The sequence below is a fragment of the Peribacillus muralis genome (assembly GCF_001439925.1).
GTDB lineage: Bacteria > Bacillota > Bacilli > Bacillales > DSM-1321 > Peribacillus > Peribacillus muralis.
This window is the reverse complement of the sequence record NZ_LMBV01000015.1, coordinates 54,358-72,105: the sequence shown is the minus strand read 5'-3', so window position 1 is coordinate 72,105 and position 17,748 is coordinate 54,358. Positions and strand designations below refer to the sequence as shown.

Below are 17,748 nucleotides of genomic sequence, written 5' to 3'. Positions count from 1 at the left end.
ATTAGATCCCATTGGAATCGCTGCTTCCATAATTGAGATAGCGCCGGACAGGTTTGCCCTTGCCCGGCCCTATTCCTAGGAGGGATGGTCGCCCTAGAAATCATACGTCTAACCGGTGGGGAACGAATAATTCGATTGGCACTGCTTGACACCAGCCCTTATCCCCCTACTGAAGCAAAAAAAGAGAAATTTTGGAAATATCTTGCCGAATGCGCTGGCGGCCGGTTCCGTGAAATTATCCAAAAATTCTCTACCTAACCTTAATAATCCAAGCCTGCAGCAATATTTAAGTATCACCTCAATGATCCTCGGGATGGTGGAAGATGTGGGGAAGAGTGCTCATAACCGTCAGTTGAAAGCATTAACAAACAGGTCAGGAGCATTGTTAAAATTACCGTAAAACTCTTGTCAGACACGTGTCTCTTGACAGGAGGGAAGATGCGATGTTTGTATCTTGGCGATATACGAAGAAACGGCAAAAGCCATTCGGGACGCTCACGATGGAACAACCGGATTCAATAACTGATTATTAACGTAACTGGAAAAAAATTAAAATAATTCGAAGAGAGTGGGAAAAGCCTTGCTAGGAATTGTTGCTGATGACATTACTGGTTCAAGTGATATTGGGGTTTTAATTGCAAAATGGAATTATACAGTGAAAATATTTTCCTATGATACTATCGATGATCTGTATGACGTGGATAGTGATGTCATCATTATTGACACCAATAGTAGGTTCGACAAGAAAAATGATGCTTATGAGAAAGCCCGTAAGGCAACTAGAAAGCTAAAAGAACTAGGTTGTACGCAATTTTATAACAAAACCTGTTCTGTGTTTCGAGGAAACATAGGTGTTGAATTCGATGCCATGCAAGACGAATTAGGTATTAATTCTTCAATTGTAGTACTAGGGTATCCCGAAACTGGTCGGACCACCATGAATTCGATCCATTATGTGTATGGCGAACCTTTATCTAAATCGATGTTTCGAAATGATCCGATTCATCCTATGCAACAGGATAATCTGATTGATATTTTACAAGAACAGACAGTAAAAAGGGTAGGTGCCATTTCAAATACACTAATTCGTAAAGGTACTGATATATTAAAGCGAGAAATTGAATCTATGAAAAACGACTATAATTATGTGATTTTGGACGTCGAGTCTGATGAAAGTTTAGAAACGATTGCTGACGCAATTAAGAATTTCCCTATAATTTGTGGGAGTGCAGTCATGGGAAAATATCTGCCTAAATATTGGCCCAGAAAGGAGAAAATAGATCACCTAAAAGGACTTGACTTAGAAGAAGATGTTGGAACATTTATACCATGCGGGAGCTTAATGCCTCAGATGAAAAAACAAATCGATTATATTGTTGAAAAAGGAGATGCTGTTAATTTAACGCTTAATTCTGAAATCCTTTTCACTTCAAAACAATACAAAGCTGAAATTGAAAGAGTGAGTCAACAATGTATCCAACTCCTTAAAAAAGGTACCAACGTGATTTTACGAACTCCTTATTCATCTGAAAGAATAAAAGCGACTCGTGAGAACGGCTATAAATATATGAGGCTAAATGAAGTAGAAAGCTCGGAAAGAGTGTCGGAAGCTCTTGCAGAAATATCATACAATGTAGTCAATGAATTAAATTTAAAAAAAATAATCACCTGTGGAGGAAATACGTCAAACGCTATTTGTAAAAAGCTTGGTATTCATGGAGTCTGTATCGTAGATGAAATTGACCAAGGTGTCTCCTCATGTATTTCCTTGAATGAGAAACCGATTTTTCTTATCTTAAAGTCTGGAAGTTTTGGAAAAGAAGATTTTTTACAACAATCGTTACAATATTTAGAACAATGTCAAAGAGGAGTATAAATACATGGATATCAAGCAGAAACTGATTGAAACGGGGAATTATTTGTTAGCACATCAATTAGCTTGGGGTACCTCCGGGAATCTGAGTGCTCGAGTTGACGATAGTCACATGATTATGTCAGCCTCTGGTACGTTTATGGGAGGTTTTAAAGAAACCGATATTGTGAAATGTAATATTCATACAGGGGGATGGGAAGGAGAACGAAAACCTTCGAAAGAAATTCCTATGCATAAGGGAATTTATCAACAACGTCAAGATGCACAAGTAATCCTACACTCTTCTCCCTTTTATGTTACATTATGCGCATGTAGTGAAATTGAAATCTATTCTGAGTTGTTTATTGAAACAATGTACTATCTCGAAAACATCAATTATGTGGACTACCTTCATCCAGGAAGTGAAGATTTGGGAGAGGTGGTAAAGAAGAAAGCGTTAGATGCAAACATTATTATGATGAGGAATCATGGTGTCATTTTATTCGATAAGAATTTTAGTGATGCCATAATGAGACTTGAAACCTTAGAAATGGCTTGTCGACTGATTGTAGAAGCAAAAATGGGTGGCATTAAGCTAAATAAAATATCAGATAGAATGGTTGAAGACTTTCGTGAAAGAGGAATTTATAAACCTCTCTCAATCGATAGAAAATAGTTAGTACTTACACAAGTCCTTGTGTAAGTAGCTAGGTTTGAAAGCAGTGCTAAATATATTCTATTTATGAGGTGATACATTGAGTAAAAAGCAATTTCGACCAGATGTTGTGTTATTATTTATTGTTACCTTACTATTTTTTATAAGCATTTCAGCCTTTGATCCATTTATTTCTACTTATGCAACGGAACTGGGAATAGCTCCTACAGTAGTAGGGGGGATTGTAGGAGCTGCAGGTTTAGCTTCTTTGTTTACGCGACTACCAGTTGGAATACTATCCGATTTATTCTTTAAACGCAAAGTGTTTATACAAATTGGACTCTTAATTACAATTGTCCCTTGGACAATTGCCTTTATTGAGCCTAACGCTACCACTCTATATATTGGGAAAATTTCAGATGGTTTAACAGGCTCTACCTGGGTGATTTATACTGTGATGTTTGCCTCCTATTTTAGAGAAAGCGAAACTGCGAGAGCTATAGCTATCATTGCTGTTGCATCACCAGTAGGTTCTTTAATCGGAACTACTATAGGAGGGCTAGTAACAACCAATTACGGCTATGCATCTAGTTTTCTCGTTGCAGTTATTGCTGCGGCAATTGCATTTATTTTGACCCTCTTTTTAAAAGAAGAAAAAGTTTCTGAAGTTAAAATTAAATTTGATAAAAATATTTTAGTTGAACAATTTAGTGATAAAAGTCTCTGGGTCCTTTCGGTACTTTCAATTATTACACATATGGTTTTGTATGGAACGAGAGATACTTTTACTCCTCTAGTTGCAATAGATTTAGGAGCGAATCCTTTTATTATTAGTTGGCTAGCCAATACACACCTTATTTTATATGGTATCGCAGCCGCCCTATGTGGAATGTTTTTTTATAAGAGGCTTGGCTTAGTGGGAACCGGAGCATTAGGTTTCTTCTTACAAGGAGTCATTGCTATTTTGATACCTTATGCGCCAAATCTTACTTCACTGTTTATTTTACAAGGTATTGCAGGTATTGCATTTGGATTAAATCTCACGGTCTTGCTGTCGTTAATTATCGCGAATACTCCAGCACAAAAGCAAACTACTAGAATGGGCTTATTCCAAAGTGTGTATTCATTTGGTATATTCTTCGGCCCATTGATTATGGGAATAATGATAGAGTCTTTTTCGAGAGAATTTAGCTTTTTAATAATAGGCATTTTTTCATGCTTTGCGGCCGTATTAACAAAAGTTTTGATTAAACCAAAAATGAGCGAAAATCTGGTCGAAACGAACGAACTTAGTACTTAAAGAAGGGGCTAAAATAGAATGACGATATCAGAGGATAATGAATAACAAAACTAAAACAGTGATTAATCAAGATAAACTCTAGTAAGGATTTAATTGGTTACGATCAAATTCAGGGAATGTTAATAAGCTTATTCGCTTCATTCCCAAGTTCATTATTTTTAATTGATTGAATTACATGCACCAAGATTTTCCGAAAATGAATAGGATGTTGCGGTCCGATGGAGACTTCAAGGTCTTCATGAAGGCATCGGCTATTTTGGTGATCCTAGTGGAAAACCAGTTGAGAAACTCGGCATTAGCCATTTACTAGTCCGAAAAGAAAAATTATAGAAGAGTGGAACGTTTTTGACGGTATTGCCGTATTAAAGCAAAATTATTTAAACACATAAGATGAATTTTTTAATCTGGAAGAGAAACAGCCATAAATTGTTATTTAAACAGTCAGGATTCGAAATGATAGATATCTATTAGTAAGTCATGGTTGTTGTAGATGTAGCACCAGCAATAAAATTAAATTAAGAAAATTCAAATAAATTTTGGTTTATACTTTGTATAAAATGATTATAGAGCATGTAGAGGAAAAGTCCTTCAATTAATGTCGTTGAAATTGAGAGTTAGGAGAGAGGTAATCAAAATGAACATAGTAAAACAAAGAATCACAAATGGGGAAAAAGTAGTAGGGGTATTTGTCGGGATTTATTCCCCTTCAATTGTTGAAATGATAGGATATTCGGGTTTTGATTTTGTGGTGATCGATGACGAGCACGGAGCTTTTAGTCATTCGGAAATAGAGAACATGATAAGAGCTGCTGAATCCGTTAATTTAGTCCCGATTGTACGTGTATCATACGACCCTTCAAGCATTCAGAAAGCGCTTGATCGAGGGGCCAAAGGAATTCAAGTTCCAATGATTAATACGAAAGAAGATGCAGAAAATTTGATTAAAAGAGCAAAGTTTCCTCCTTTAGGTGTAAGAGGTGCTGCTTTTTCGCACCGTGCAGCCAAATATGGAAAGGTAGCTGGAAAACCTTTTCTGGATGCATCCGATCAAGAAACGTTAATCATTATTCATATTGAAACCCCTGAAGCGGTGAAAAACTTTGAGGAAATTATGAGCGTTCCCGGTATAGATGTGGCTTTTATTGGTCCTACTGATTTATCGGTCACCATGGGATATAAAGAGGGGCCTGAACATCCGGATGTTCAGGAGGTTATCGGTAAATTATATGAGAAAGGTCGTCAAATGGGGGTTTCGATCGGAACTGTTGGTGGGAACGTAGATGGTGTATGCAAGGGACTGCAAAGAGGAGCATCCTATGTTTTAACTGTCAGTACATCTGTGATCTCCACGGCCTTTACCAACGTCGTTACAGCCTCTAAAGAATATTTGTGAAATCCTTTTGTATAAGCTTATTTAAAAAAGGATGTTTTGTGACCTTGTACAATAAAAAGGCCCACAATAATATTTAAAAATTCGATACATTTGCAAAAATACGCGAAGTAATTGGTTAAGGTAGAGGAAACTCTCTTCCCAATAACAAATTAAAATTCCGAAGACGGTATATACCAATAATCGCCTGGGATAAATAAGGGGATTTCCTGCAATCTGACAAGATGCTAACGAACCGATGATACATTGTAAGATTGGTTCAGAGAGAAATTGGCTAATTTAATAGCCTAATGACAGGGTTGCACCTCTAGTGTTCGTCAGATAGTTTTCATATATAATGGGGGGAAGAACACTTATCCCTTAGTTTTACTTTCATATTCCATGATCACTTTGTAGAAGGAGCTCAATTTTAGTTGGGGTACCGCCAACATTTTAACGTTATCTTAACCAGTCAAAATGGATGACTATACAGTATTTGTAAAGTCATCCATTTTTTTCTTTAAATACTAGGTAACTGAATCAATTTCCTAACATTTAATTTAGCTGTTACAAGTCGATAACCATACCACCCTTATGTTTCTTACTAATGGTTTGATTATGGAAATTATTTCTTTTTACTCTAGTTTCCAGCGGTAATAGTTACTTTTGGGGATTCCAAGAACTCCAACATTTCTCGGAGGATAATTAACTTTTAAAGACTCAATATTCTACGATTTCCTTTTTTCTTATTTTCTTGAGATCCCGTTTAACTTTTCCAATAATTCATTTTGCACTTCAAGTTGTTTAACCCTTAATTTTAATGACTCTACCTCTGACAATTCCCCAATAGAGAAGGAATATTGTTTTCCGACTGGTTGTTCAATGATGAGTTTCACCATTCCTATTTCATTGGATCCAGGTCTTTATTTGTTTAACATTCTAAATACCTAAAGTCACTAAGATCTCGTTATTTGAAATCCCTTCTACTTCTGCTGGGTAATGAAATCTTGTTCCCATAAAAAAATACCTCTCATGTGATATAGAAAATCTATACGACATAAGAGGTACTTTTTCTTGTCCCATACTAAGGGTTTAGGGAAGTTCTTATATATATTAACTAATATATAAGTATTGATAGTGATGAGAGAAAGATTCTTATTCAAAGGGTTGTCTCTTCATAAAAAATCTTTTATTGAAACTTCAAAATACTGACAAAAGGTTATTTATACTTTAATATGCTTAATTATTTGAGCAGGATTTCCACCGACCACTACATTATCAGGAACATCTTTTGTAACTACTGCTCCAGAAGCGATAACGACATTATGACCTACTTTTACTCCAGGATTAATAACGGCTCTTCCACCAATCCACACATTATTACCAATTTCTACTGGCTTCCCATATTCAGCTCCGGAAATTCTTTCCATTGTATTTAAAGGGTGAGTAGCTGTATAGATATGAACTCCTGGTGCGATGAAACAATTATCACCTATTTTTATTTCGCATACATCTAAAAATACGCAATCAAAATTAGCATAAAAACAATTACCTACGTGTATATTATAGCCATAATCACAACGAAAAGTTGGTTCAATGAATATTTCATCTCCTGATGAACCAAAAAGCTCTTTTAAAATTTTTGTGCGTTTATTATCTTCTGTTTCAAATGTTTGATTGTATAGTCTAGTTAATCTTCGAGCGTTTTCCCGTTCTTTTACTAGTTGTGGATCACCAGCTTGGTACAAATCACTTTTTAACATTTTTTGTTTTTCTGTACTCATGGGTGCACTCCTTATTGTGTTTAATCATATCTTACTTTTGGTTGTCAAACTTCATACACTTTTAATATATCATTTGAAAATCATCTATAAACTATTTGGAATCGCTGCCTAAAAAGATATTCAGTTAGGAATCTATATGCTTTTTTTAAACAAATCCAATCTTTGCACCAGAACCTCATAAAGAACCTCATGCATCTATTATTTTTTTCTCTGAAAGGAAGCCTGCTATGGAAAAAGAAGAAGCTCCTAGGGCGGTTGAGTAGTCACCTAAAATGGAAAAACGGATTTCCGTACTAGATTTATGGTAAAGCGAAAGGCGTTCTTCCAACGTACGTTCAATGGGATTGGTGATCCAATTTTTAAATTGTACCATCCGATTTCCAATAATGATGACTTCTGGGTTAAAGGTGTTAATAATATTTACGATTCCAATTCCGATGATTTCGCCCTGTGTATTCAGTAATTGTAATACTTTCGGATCTCCTTTTTTTGCTTCTTCTAGAAGAAGATCTAAATATTCTTCACTGTTTTCATCCATTATTTCTTCTTGTTGGATTGATCTTATAAGGGCGCTTTCAGAAGCGTATAATTCCCAGCATCCCCGGTTTCCACAAGGACATTTTCTTCCATTTGCATCAATAGTCATGTGTCCCATTTCTCCGGATATTCCAGAGACCCCTTTATAGAGCTGATGGTTCATAATAATCCCGGTTCCAATTCCAACCCCAATGCTGATATATACTTGGTTGGTGACGTTTTTTCCAGCGCCATATAGTTGTTCTCCGTGTGCCCCGGCATTTGCTTCATTTTCAATTTTCGTTGGGATATGAAATTGTTCCTCGATGATTTTTTTAAAATCTATGTTTTCCCATTTTAAATTTGGAGCAAATAGGATGTGATCATCTGGATCCACATGCCCTGGGACTCCAATTCCGATACCAATAATTCCATAGGGGCTTTTTGGCGCTTTCTCCATTAAGGATTCAATGATCGAAAAGATCTGTTGAGTGACGTAAGATAGGTCGGTATTAAGTAATTTATTTGTAATTTTTTCAGTAATATTACCGCTTAGATCGGTAAGGACCCCTAAGATATAGTTGACACCTAAATCGATTCCTATGGAGTAGCCAGCATGACTATTTAGATAAAGCATGACTGGTTTTCTACCTCCACTGGATTGTCCTTCTCCAATTTCATAGACAAAATGATCCTCTATTAGTTCTGCTACCATTGTAGAAACCGTGGCCTTATTTAGACCTGTTTCCTTGGAAATTTGTGCGCGCGAAATCGGAGCTTTATGTTGAATGGTATGGAAGACAATTGATTTATTAATTTGTTTGACCAGGTTTTGGTCACCTGTGCGCAATGAACTCATCGTTTTTTCTCCTCTGCAACCTTGCTTAGATTCTATGTGGTATCCATTTACTGTTTTGCAGTTAGTTTAATGATTAAATTATGTTTATATTTTTGTGAAATCTTTATTATAATTTTACCGTAATATATGATGGTTTTCTATCTTTTTGAAAATAAAATCAGATTGACAGCGTTTGTGTATTGTATTAAACTTAGTTTAAGCGATAAACAAACTTTGTAATCAATTAAATTCGTTTTTACATTGAGAGGAGTTTTATTCATGAGTTACTTTTCAAACATAGACAAAATTAAATATGAAGGACCTACTTCTACTAATCCGTTAGCTTTTAAATTTTATAATCCAGAAGAAAAAGTGGGAAATCAAACGATGGAGGAAATCTTACGTTTCGGTGTGGCTTATTGGCATACATTTACGGCAGATTTATCAGACCCGTTTGGTACAGGAACGGCGGTTCGTTCGTGGGATAAGTTTACGGGAATGGACCTAGCAAAGGCTCGAGTGGAAGCAGCTTTTGAATTTTTTGAAAAACTGAATATCCCATATTTTTGCTTTCATGATGTCGATATTGCGCCAGAAGGTAGTAGCTTAAGAGAAAGCAATAAAAACTTAGATGAGATTGTATCCATGATCAAGGACTATATGAAAGACAGCAAGACGAAATTGCTTTGGAATACAATGAACAATTTTACTCATCCACGTTTTGTGCATGGTGCTGCTTCTTCTAATAATGCAGATGTATTTGCTTATTCTGCTGCAAAGGTAAAAAAAGGATTAGAAGTTGGAAAAGAGCTTGGTGCAGAAAATTATGTTTTCTGGGGCGGACGTGAAGGATACGAAACGCTATTAAATACAGATATGAAATTAGAATTAGATAATTTGGGCCGTTTATTCCATATGGCAGTTGATTATGCGAAGGAAATTGGATTTGATGCTCAATTTTTAATTGAACCAAAACCAAAAGAACCAACCTCCCATCAATATGATTTCGATGTAGCCAGTGGATATGCCTTCCTACAACATTATGGTTTACACAATGATTTCAAATTTAATATCGAAGCTAACCATGCTACATTAGCGGGACATACATTCGAGCACGAACTACGCTATGCACGTATTCATGGAATGCTCGGTTCTGTTGATGCTAACCAAGGACATCCATTGCTAGGTTGGGATACAGATGAGTTTCCAACGGACTTATATGCGACTACTTTAGCTATGTATGAAATTTTGAAAAATGGTGGTCTTGGCCGTGGCGGGTTAAACTTTGATGCAAAAGTGCGCCGTGGTTCTTTTGAACAGGATGATTTATTCCATGCTCATATTGCTGGAATGGACAGCTTTGCCGTTGGTTTAAAAGTGGCACAAAAATTAATCGATGACGAAGTACTTGATGATGTCGTAGAAGATCGGTATCAGAGTTATACAGCAGGTATCGGTTTAGAAATTGTTAATGGAAATACAAATCTTCGTCAATTAGAAGAATATGCATTAGGCCTAACTGAAATTAAGAATGAATCTGGTAAATTAGAGCGAATAAAATCAACGATTAATCAATACTTATTAAGAGCTTATGCCGGTGAATAAAGGGTATGTTCTTGTAGGAGATGTTTGGATATGAAATATGTAATTGGTGTTGATTTAGGAACAAGTGCTGTCAAACTACTACTAGTGAATCAACAGGGTGATGTCATTCAAGAACTTTCAAAAGACTATCCATTAATCCAAGAAAAATCAGGATTTAGCGAACAAAATCCAAATGATTGGGTAGGTCAGACCATTGCCGGATTGTCTGATCTTCTCAAACACTTTGAAGGTGATCCGGGAGACATTGAAGGTCTTAGTTTTTCCGGTCAAATGCATGGTTTAGTATTGCTGGATGAAAATAACGAAGTAGTAAGAAATGCTATTCTGTGGAATGATACAAGAACGACAAGCGAATGTAATGAAATTTATGAAAAAATCGGAAAAGAAAGATTACTCAGGATTACAAAAAATTTAGCTCTTGAAGGATTCACCCTACCAAAGATTTTGTGGGTGAAAAACAATGAGCCGAATCTTTTCAATAAAGCGAAGAGGTTTGTTTTACCAAAGGATTACGTACGTTATCGATTAACAGGTCATCTGCATATGGATTATTCAGATGCTGCTGGTACGTTACTATTAGATGCGAACGAGAAGAACTGGAGTAAAGAAATTTGTGATCTGCTCAATGTGGATGTTGCATTGTGTCCTCCTTTAGTAGAATCACACGAAGAAGTTGGCTTTATCACATCTGAAATAGTCAAAAAAACAGGGTTGTCCCCATCGACTCGCGTCTTTGTTGGTGGGGCAGATAATGCCTGTGGCGCCATTGGAGCGGGCATTCTAGAAGAAGGAAAAACATTAGCAAGTATTGGGACTTCTGGTGTTGTGTTAACCTATGAGGAAAATGGAGAGAAAGATTTTCAAGGAAAAGTCCATTACTTTCAACACGCTGCACCAAATGCTTTTTACTCTATGGGCGTCACACTTGCAGCGGGCCATAGCTTAACTTGGTTTAAAGAAACTTTTGCAAAAAATGAAAGCTTTGATGACCTATTGGCTGATGTGGATTCTGTACCAGTCGGATCGGATGGCCTTTTATTTACTCCTTATATTGTAGGGGAACGAACACCACATGTGGATGCAGCCATTCGCGGGAGTTTTATTGGAATAGATAGTTCCCATCAACGTAAACACTTCGCACGTGCTGTACTAGAAGGCATTACTTTTTCTCTAAATGAATCGGTTGAAATCTTTCGTGAAAATGGGAAACGCATTAATAAGATTATTTCAATTGGTGGTGGAGCTAAAAATGGAACTTGGCTTCAAATGCAAGCTGATATCTTTTATGCAAACGTTGTCATATATCAAAGTGAGCAAGGACCAGGAATGGGTGCTGCGATGCTTGCTGCATATGGCTGTGGCTGGTTCTCAACCTTACAGGAATGTGCAGAGGAATTTCTAAAAGTGGATAAAATGTACAAACCGAATGTAAAAAATGTAGAGAAATATCAAACACTATTTGCATTATATAAACAGGTCTATCGTGCTACGGAGAGATTGAGTCAGGGATTATTAGAGTTTAGATAAGATCCGGTACTCTTCGGTTTACTGGAATGTTCCACTTTTTCAAAGGGAGTAAGGTTCATAACCTACTCCCTTATGTTTTGCCCTTGTTTTGAGGTATGAGACTGATTTGCATTTATATGATCAGAAACTTTTCCCTCAAGCTGAAAGGGGAGCTTCTATTACATGAATACAAATGACATAAAAGACGTATGTAAAACACTCCATCTTGCTTATATTGCAGACCATTATGAAGATATTCCTTTTGAAAATAAACAACAGTTTTTATATGATGTTCTGGAACATGAAGTTAAGACGAGACAAACAACCAAAATATCTAGATTAATAAAAAAAGGAAAGTTTAGAGAGTTAAAGTGGTTAAAGACATATGAATGGTCTGATCAAATTCACTTACCCTCTACGACAACAAAGAAAAAAATCTCTGAGTTAAATTTTATTAAAGAGCACAATTTAATGCTTCTTGGAGCGCCTGGTACCGTAAAAACTCATCTAGCAACAGCATTAGGCCTGAAGGCCTGTGAGCAAGGATTGGATGTGCGTTTTTACCGGGTTGCAGATCTAGTTGGAGATTTAGAAGAAGATTTGAAACAAGGAACATTACAGAGATTAAAAAGGCAAATCGAAAAATGTGACTTACTTATTTTAGATGAATTAGGGTATGTTCCATTTCAAAGGAAGGTTAAGAACTACTTTTTCACATTATAGCAGACTGTTATGAACGGAAAAGTGTGATTGTCACTTCAAATCTTGAATTTGGTCAATGGAATCGTATATTTGGGTATAATCGTCTAACATCTGCGTTGGTGGACAAACTTGTTCACCACGCTCACGTAATTGCATTTACAGGGGGAAATTATAGGCTGAAAAATGCCCTTTCTTCGGTTAAATTACACAACGAAAATTAGATTAAAAGAGAGCTTGCAGGTCTGTACATTTTTCGCTGCAATTCTCTGTATTTTCTGCTTGCAAAAAACAGAATAAGAAGGAATTGAGTGAATACAAAGCAATTTATATGATTAAAGATTACTTCCCGTTACTGTTTCAAGCAATGGCAGTTGGCACAGAAGAACTTTTGAAAATTCTGCATCGCCTTTATCAGCTGCTTAAAAAGAATGGTCGTAAATGTCATCGGTGTAAGAGGATGACTGTCTTGAATATTCTTGGAGTTGCATATGAAAAACGGTGAAGGATAGACAAGCTGCCTAGCAAAAAATTCGCATTTTAATAGGCTTTTTTGTCATGTTGACTTTTTTATTACTCGTTTGTTTTAAAACAAGGATCAACTCGTATCTTGTAATTTATGTTGTTAGCTTGAGGGGCATGGGGTGAAGTCCTATTCTAGGGAATTCACTAGGAAAGAGGGTGAAAAGGGATTGATTGGTGTGGATGTAAATAGCGATGGCTATCTTGTCAATATTTCAGAAGATGACGAAGTGGCAAACGGTATTTTTAAGTGATAGCAAGATGGTATATTGGATTCAAAAATGTGATTGGTTCCATTGCTACACAGACCCCGATAATTACTAGATTGCTGCACAAAACCAACTTGTTTGGCGATTTCTTGTAGGACTTTTGGAGATAGAAGGCGTTGTAATTCTTGTGTGAAAAGTGTAAGTTCACTGGAGATGATAGGATTCATAAAAAACACTATCCTTACTCGTAAACTTCTTACGATAAGCATAGAGTTTTTTCGTTTTTTGGGGTACTGCTTTAACTTAGCTTGAGGGGATGTGATGCTACCCCTATAAGAATAGGAAATCCTTATTTACACGAAAATATTTACGCTCCCTTTTAAATCCTTTTTTTAAACTTCGATGTATAGTATTTATTATTTCTAATAATTTATATGTGTGAAACAATTAATTCACATGCTCCCTCTATTTCAAAACTACCTGTTTGTGCTGGTAGTAAAAAATGCCTACCTTTTTTCAATGAGTATTTTTCTCCATCTTGTATAAGTGTTCCTAATCCATCAATCACACTGCAAAGCATGAAAGGTTTATCCATTGTAAAAGTTGCTTTTCCTTTTACATTCCATTTATACACAGTGAAAAAATTTGCTTGTACAAATGTTGTGATAGTTACATTTTCTTTTTCTTCTATTAAAGGTTTACTGACTGCATCTACATGGGGAATCATTGTCGCATCGATTGCCTTTTTTAAATGCAGCTCACGTTTATTGCCGTTTACATCTTTGCGATCATAGTCATATACGCGATAGGTGGTGTCAGAACTTTGTTGAGTTTCTAATATAAGTGTTCCTTCACATAAAGCATGAATTGTTCCACTAGGAACATAGAAAAAATCCCCAGGCTTTATTTTTACTCGACGAAGCAAATCGTTCCACTGTCCATTTTCTATCATTTGAACGAACGCTCCTTTTGTTTTCACAGTATGACCATAAACTATTTCTGCATTCTCCTTGCAGTCAATAACGTACCAGCATTCTGTTTTACCTAGCTCACCGTTTTCATGTTCTTTTGCATATAAGTCGTCTGGATGAACTTGAATAGATAAATCCTGGTTAGCATCTAGAACTTTTGTTAATAGAGGGAAGACTTTTCCCTGTCTATGGTCAAAAAGGTCCTGATGCTCCCTCCATAGATCGGTCAATGTTTTACCGACATATGGACCATTTTCTACAATTGATGGACCGTTGGAATGAGCAAAAATTGCCCAGCATTCTCCTGTTTCTTTGGAAGGAATGTCATATCCAAATACATCTCTTAATGCAGTTCCTCCCCAGATTCGCTCTTGAAAGATGGGTTTCAGAAAAATAGGGTTCATAATGTTTTAGCATCCCTTCTGAATACATTTATTTTTATAATCTTTGTCCTTCTTGATAAGCTTGTCTTGCAAGAAGTAATGAACCTGTAATTCCTGCGTGGACTTCTAAACCAGGAGACACAATGTATTCTTCAATTTTGGTAGATAGTTCAGGTAAATCCACATAGTTATTTAACATCTTTTTAAAGTTTTCATGAATGAATGAAAAAACCTGCTTCTGTTTCATGACCCCGCCACCTAAAATAATTCTCTTTGGGGAAAGGATGAGAACATAATGCATTAAAGCTTGTGCTATGTAGAAAGCTTCCAGTTCCCATACTTCTTGTCGACTTGATAATTCGCTCCCTTTTTCTCCCCATCGTGCTTCAATGGCAGGTCCAGCTGCAAGTCCTTCCAGACAATCGCCATGATATGGGCATGTCCCTTGGTATGAGTCATTGGGGTGACGACGAACAAGAACATGTCCCATTTCAGGGTGTGATAACCCTTGTAGAAGCTGTCCGTTCACAACAGCGCCTGCTCCAATTCCTGTTCCAACTGTGATATATAAACAACTGTCCAATCCCTTTGCTGCTCCTAATGTTGACTCCCCTAACGCTGCCGCATTCACATCTGTGTTAAAGGCGATTGGCACATTAAATTTATCTTTAAGTATTTGTAAAATTGGGTAGTTTTCCCAAGTTGTTTTAGGAGTAGAAGTAATATAACCGTAAGTTTTGCTATTAGGATTAATATCACACGGCCCAAATGAACCAACTCCAATAGCTTCTAATGTGAATTGACGAAAGAAGACTATCACTTTTTTTATCGTTTCCTCAGGTTCAGTCGTAGGAAACTGAACTTTTTCAATGATTTTTCCATGCTCATCTCCAACTGCACAAACAAATTTCGTTCCTCCAGCTTCGATTCCACCGTATAGCATAAATATTCTCCTTTGTAATATAGTTTTTTAATTAATTTTTTATCGTCTAATATTTACTGTTGTAAAAACAAATTTGTCATAACGATGTCTTGAAAATGAATATTCAAATGGTATACCTGTATTTAGATAGGCAACTTGCTCTACTTCAAGAATTGGATCATCAGAAGCACAATTTAAATAGGTTTGATCAAGATTATTTGACTTATCAGCTCTTATTTTACGATGAGAGCCACCAATCGTTAACCCTAATGTATTTGTAATAAAGTTATAAATGGAAGATTGTAAAACCTCCTCGTTAATTCCTCTAATAATATTTGTAGGCATATATGTTTCTTCAATAACAAAAGGTTCATTTTCTATTTTACGAAGACGGGTCAAATGATAGACCGGTGTATTATGATCAACACAAAGGTATGCAGCTACTTTCTCCGATGGGAATAACACATCAAATTGAATAACCTTACTTTCTATTTTTTTATCATTTAAGAGACTAGTTAGTCCCAAATTCTCTTTATCTGTTACATTAACCAGATTGTCTTGAATAGTTGATTTAACGATAAATGTCCCATGTCCACGTTTACGGTACAATAAACCTTCCATAACCAGTATATCGAGGGCTTTTTTCATAGTCATCCGACTGCAACTAAATTCCTTAGTAAGAGATAATTCATCTGGAATAGGCTCATCACTCGAATAAGATTCTTCTTGTATTCTTTTCCTCATTTCATTCGAAATTTGCTCATATTTACTCAACAATTAAGTTGCCTCCATTATTTTTTAATGTAAAACACTCTTCTTTTAATTATCTTCTTAAAAACAATAATTATATTAAATTATAACAATTATAATGAAACATAATTAATCATTAACTTTATAAGTTTAACGATTTAGATTTAGTTTGACACCTTTTACAATTACTATTATAAACTTAACATTTAAAATGTCTATTCATTTTAATTTAAAAGTCTATGTTTTATATAAGTTTAAATGGAGGAAACTTATTGGTTATCTATACACTAATATTTTTTGTTTTAAAAATTGGTAAAGTGCTCTAATTTTCCTGGCGTAATTTTAAAAATAGCAGCTATTAATTTCCGTAAGGTCTACTATTTCATTTCTGATTTTCTTAATTCTTTGTTGTATTTATGGTTCTGGTGCAAAAACTACTCGCTAGAAACATAAAGTAACAATTTCCTTTAAATGGCTAACTTATGAAGCTAATCCAAACAATTTATGGATGAATTCTTTTGGGTTTTGGGCAGACTTCACCCCTTGATGAACCTGCTTCTTTTTAATCATATGCATGGCTTCTATGCCACTCAGTATGTAAGTAGCTGTATGAAATGAATTCAATCCTATCCTCCAATGTGAATTGACAAAACCAACCGGATTTGTTCCAGCAAGTAATCGCGGGATCACATTCATAATGGTGGTTTAGATGAATCTAGTATTATCAAGGTTCTTGGATTATTGTCCATTGGCTCTGGCTTTAACTCGTCTTGATTGATAGTAGTTAATCCCAAGAAGATCTAACGTATTGGAATTAATTAAATCAAGATCCCTCAGGAAAGTGATATTGTATATCTTTTTGTATCTCTTCAAGTGTTTTCATGGTTATTACTCCTTTTTTGTTAAGAATTTTTTTGATTTGAGTGATTTTGACTTTCCACTTCACCTTTTTCCTTTTGGACAAAATACGCTCAGTAGTTTTTAGAAATGGAAACCATATGCAAAGTTGACAAGTTGCAATAGACCACCAGCAAAAGAGTTTGTAGCCATGATTCCGCTAATCACAATTAGCACTACTGTCCAAGGAACAGTTACAGTTACACCAGTTGGAGGTGGAACAAGACCTGTTGAAATTGCAAAATTAAGATACCAAGGTAACAATCATTGAGGCCAGAATCCAAGGAACAATAATTAAAGGGTTGATAGCAATTGGTTCATTTACGTTAAAGAGATTTGGAGCAAGCCCTAATTTTGCAATCTGTTTCATTTGTTTACTTTTCAAAAGGATCGAATGGTCATAATTACTGTAAGTGTCATTCTTGTTTCACCCATACCAACCGAGTTAATTTTTATAAATGGTTTACTAATAATATGGAGTTCGTCACCTGTTTTGGTATATGAATTTAAATTTCTAACAGCTATTGTATTCCAAATTGAATCCATAACAGAGTTAATAATAATTTGTCCATGCCAAACCAAAGAACTATATAACTGAATGGCAAAGACAGCAATTAAAGTTGGAATGATTCCACTAACTAAGTTCACTAATGGTGATTGTACTAAATGATAAATAGTATCATGTATATTTGTTTTATGTACTTGAGTTAATAAGTTATTATTTCGAGAAAAAACATTAATGTAATACCTGCTGGAATAAGAGCAGAGAATGATTTAGTAACAGCAGGTGGAGCACCAGCAAGCATTTTAATCGTCAGTTTTTTTGTACAAGAAATCTATATATTTCTACTGATGTAAAAGCGCCGTACATTTCTAAGGGTGTTAATGTCTATACCTTTATTTTTAAAAGTTATGTCTTTTGCGAAAAAGTTATTTACAAAGATGTGGAAGATAATTATAATTTACCTTG

General features: G+C 35.6%; 12 protein-coding genes and 4 pseudogenes. 9 read left to right on the top strand and 7 right to left on the bottom strand.

Annotated elements, in window-relative coordinates; all coding sequences use genetic code 11:
* Nucleotides 1–568 precede the first annotated feature (568 nt).
* The 4 genes from ASU00_RS16975 (at nt 569) to ASU00_RS16960 (ending at nt 5,200) form a co-directional block, all read left to right on the top strand.
* The gene (locus tag ASU00_RS16975) at nt 569–1,876 is read left to right on the top strand and encodes a four-carbon acid sugar kinase family protein (protein ID WP_057914665.1); all 1,308 of its coding nucleotides are present in this window, start codon (nt 569–571) and stop codon (nt 1,874–1,876) included.
* 4 nt (nt 1,877–1,880) lie between these two features.
* Nucleotides 1,881–2,528, top strand: coding sequence for a class II aldolase/adducin family protein (locus tag ASU00_RS16970; RefSeq protein WP_057914664.1), 648 nt, complete (start codon nt 1,881–1,883; stop codon nt 2,526–2,528).
* Between the two features lie 79 nt (nt 2,529–2,607).
* Nucleotides 2,608–3,807, top strand: a complete 1,200-nt coding sequence (locus ASU00_RS16965; protein ID WP_057914663.1) for an MFS transporter — start codon at nt 2,608–2,610, stop codon at nt 3,805–3,807.
* 634 nt (nt 3,808–4,441) lie between these two features.
* Entirely contained in the window at nt 4,442–5,200 is a 759-nt protein-coding gene (locus ASU00_RS16960) for an HpcH/HpaI aldolase family protein (protein WP_057914662.1), read from the top strand.
* A 1,199-nt stretch (nt 5,201–6,399) separates the two neighbouring features.
* Here the strand turns inward: ASU00_RS16960 and ASU00_RS16950 are convergent.
* Nucleotides 6,400–6,960, bottom strand: a complete 561-nt coding sequence (locus ASU00_RS16950) for a maltose acetyltransferase domain-containing protein (protein ID WP_057914660.1) — start codon at nt 6,958–6,960, stop codon at nt 6,400–6,402.
* A 187-nt stretch (nt 6,961–7,147) separates the two neighbouring features.
* On the bottom strand, nt 7,148–8,335 hold the full coding sequence (locus ASU00_RS16945; protein WP_057914659.1) for an ROK family transcriptional regulator: 1,188 nt from the start codon (nt 8,333–8,335) through the stop codon (nt 7,148–7,150).
* A gap of 258 nt (nt 8,336–8,593) precedes the next feature.
* Here ASU00_RS16945 and xylA point away from each other — a divergent pair, with 258 nt between their 5' ends.
* The 5 genes and pseudogenes from xylA (at nt 8,594) to ASU00_RS26710 (ending at nt 12,900) form a co-directional block, all read left to right on the top strand.
* The gene (xylA, locus tag ASU00_RS16940) at nt 8,594–9,919 is read left to right on the top strand and encodes a xylose isomerase (RefSeq protein WP_057914658.1); all 1,326 of its coding nucleotides are present in this window, start codon (nt 8,594–8,596) and stop codon (nt 9,917–9,919) included.
* 30 nt (nt 9,920–9,949) lie between these two features.
* Complete coding sequence (xylB, locus tag ASU00_RS16935; RefSeq protein ID WP_057914657.1) at nt 9,950–11,446, top strand: xylulokinase; 1,497 nt, start codon at nt 9,950–9,952, stop codon at nt 11,444–11,446.
* 234 nt (nt 11,447–11,680) lie between these two features.
* A pseudogene (gene istB, locus ASU00_RS16930) lies at nt 11,681–12,348 on the top strand (IS21-like element helper ATPase IstB).
* A 74-nt stretch (nt 12,349–12,422) separates the two neighbouring features.
* Nucleotides 12,423–12,649: pseudogene (locus tag ASU00_RS16925) on the top strand (IS4 family transposase); the annotation flags it as partial.
* A gap of 119 nt (nt 12,650–12,768) precedes the next feature.
* A complete protein-coding gene (locus tag ASU00_RS26710) occupies nt 12,769–12,900 on the top strand; it encodes a hypothetical protein (RefSeq protein WP_269085333.1) in 132 nt (43 codons plus the stop codon).
* Between the two features lie 385 nt (nt 12,901–13,285).
* Here the strand turns inward: ASU00_RS26710 and manA are convergent, their stop codons facing one another.
* The 5 genes and pseudogenes from manA to ASU00_RS26325 form a co-directional block, all read right to left on the bottom strand.
* Nucleotides 13,286–14,230, bottom strand: a complete 945-nt coding sequence (gene manA / locus ASU00_RS16920; RefSeq protein ID WP_057914655.1) for a mannose-6-phosphate isomerase, class I — start codon at nt 14,228–14,230, stop codon at nt 13,286–13,288.
* A 34-nt stretch (nt 14,231–14,264) separates the two neighbouring features.
* Complete coding sequence (locus tag ASU00_RS16915) at nt 14,265–15,152, bottom strand: ROK family protein (RefSeq protein ID WP_057914654.1); 888 nt, start codon at nt 15,150–15,152, stop codon at nt 14,265–14,267.
* Between the two features lie 39 nt (nt 15,153–15,191).
* Nucleotides 15,192–15,905: a GntR family transcriptional regulator gene (locus ASU00_RS16910; RefSeq protein ID WP_057914697.1), complete on the bottom strand. Its 714-nt coding sequence runs from the start codon at nt 15,903–15,905 to the stop codon at nt 15,192–15,194.
* A gap of 456 nt (nt 15,906–16,361) precedes the next feature.
* Nucleotides 16,362–16,499, bottom strand: a pseudogene (locus tag ASU00_RS24630) (IS6 family transposase); the annotation flags it as partial.
* A gap of 205 nt (nt 16,500–16,704) precedes the next feature.
* A pseudogene (locus ASU00_RS26325) lies at nt 16,705–17,655 on the bottom strand (PTS transporter subunit EIIC); the annotation flags it as partial.
* Nucleotides 17,656–17,748 lie beyond the last annotated feature (93 nt).

What these genes read in the sequence shown, in the direction of transcription:
- ASU00_RS16915 (WP_057914654.1), bottom strand. Translation starts at nt 15,152, where the DNA reads ATGCTATACGGTGGAATCGAAGCTGGAGGAACGAAATTTGTTTGTGCA.
- manA (WP_057914655.1), bottom strand. Translation starts at nt 14,230, where the DNA reads ATGAACCCTATTTTTCTGAAACCCATCTTTCAAGAGCGAATCTGGGGA.
- ASU00_RS16970 (WP_057914664.1), top strand. Translation starts at nt 1,881, where the DNA reads ATGGATATCAAGCAGAAACTGATTGAAACGGGGAATTATTTGTTAGCA.
- xylB (WP_057914657.1), top strand. Translation starts at nt 9,950, where the DNA reads ATGAAATATGTAATTGGTGTTGATTTAGGAACAAGTGCTGTCAAACTA.
- ASU00_RS16950 (WP_057914660.1), bottom strand. Translation starts at nt 6,960, where the DNA reads ATGAGTACAGAAAAACAAAAAATGTTAAAAAGTGATTTGTACCAAGCT.
- ASU00_RS16945 (WP_057914659.1), bottom strand. Translation starts at nt 8,335, where the DNA reads ATGAGTTCATTGCGCACAGGTGACCAAAACCTGGTCAAACAAATTAAT.
- ASU00_RS16960 (WP_057914662.1), top strand. Translation starts at nt 4,442, where the DNA reads ATGAACATAGTAAAACAAAGAATCACAAATGGGGAAAAAGTAGTAGGG.
- xylA (WP_057914658.1), top strand. Translation starts at nt 8,594, where the DNA reads ATGAGTTACTTTTCAAACATAGACAAAATTAAATATGAAGGACCTACT.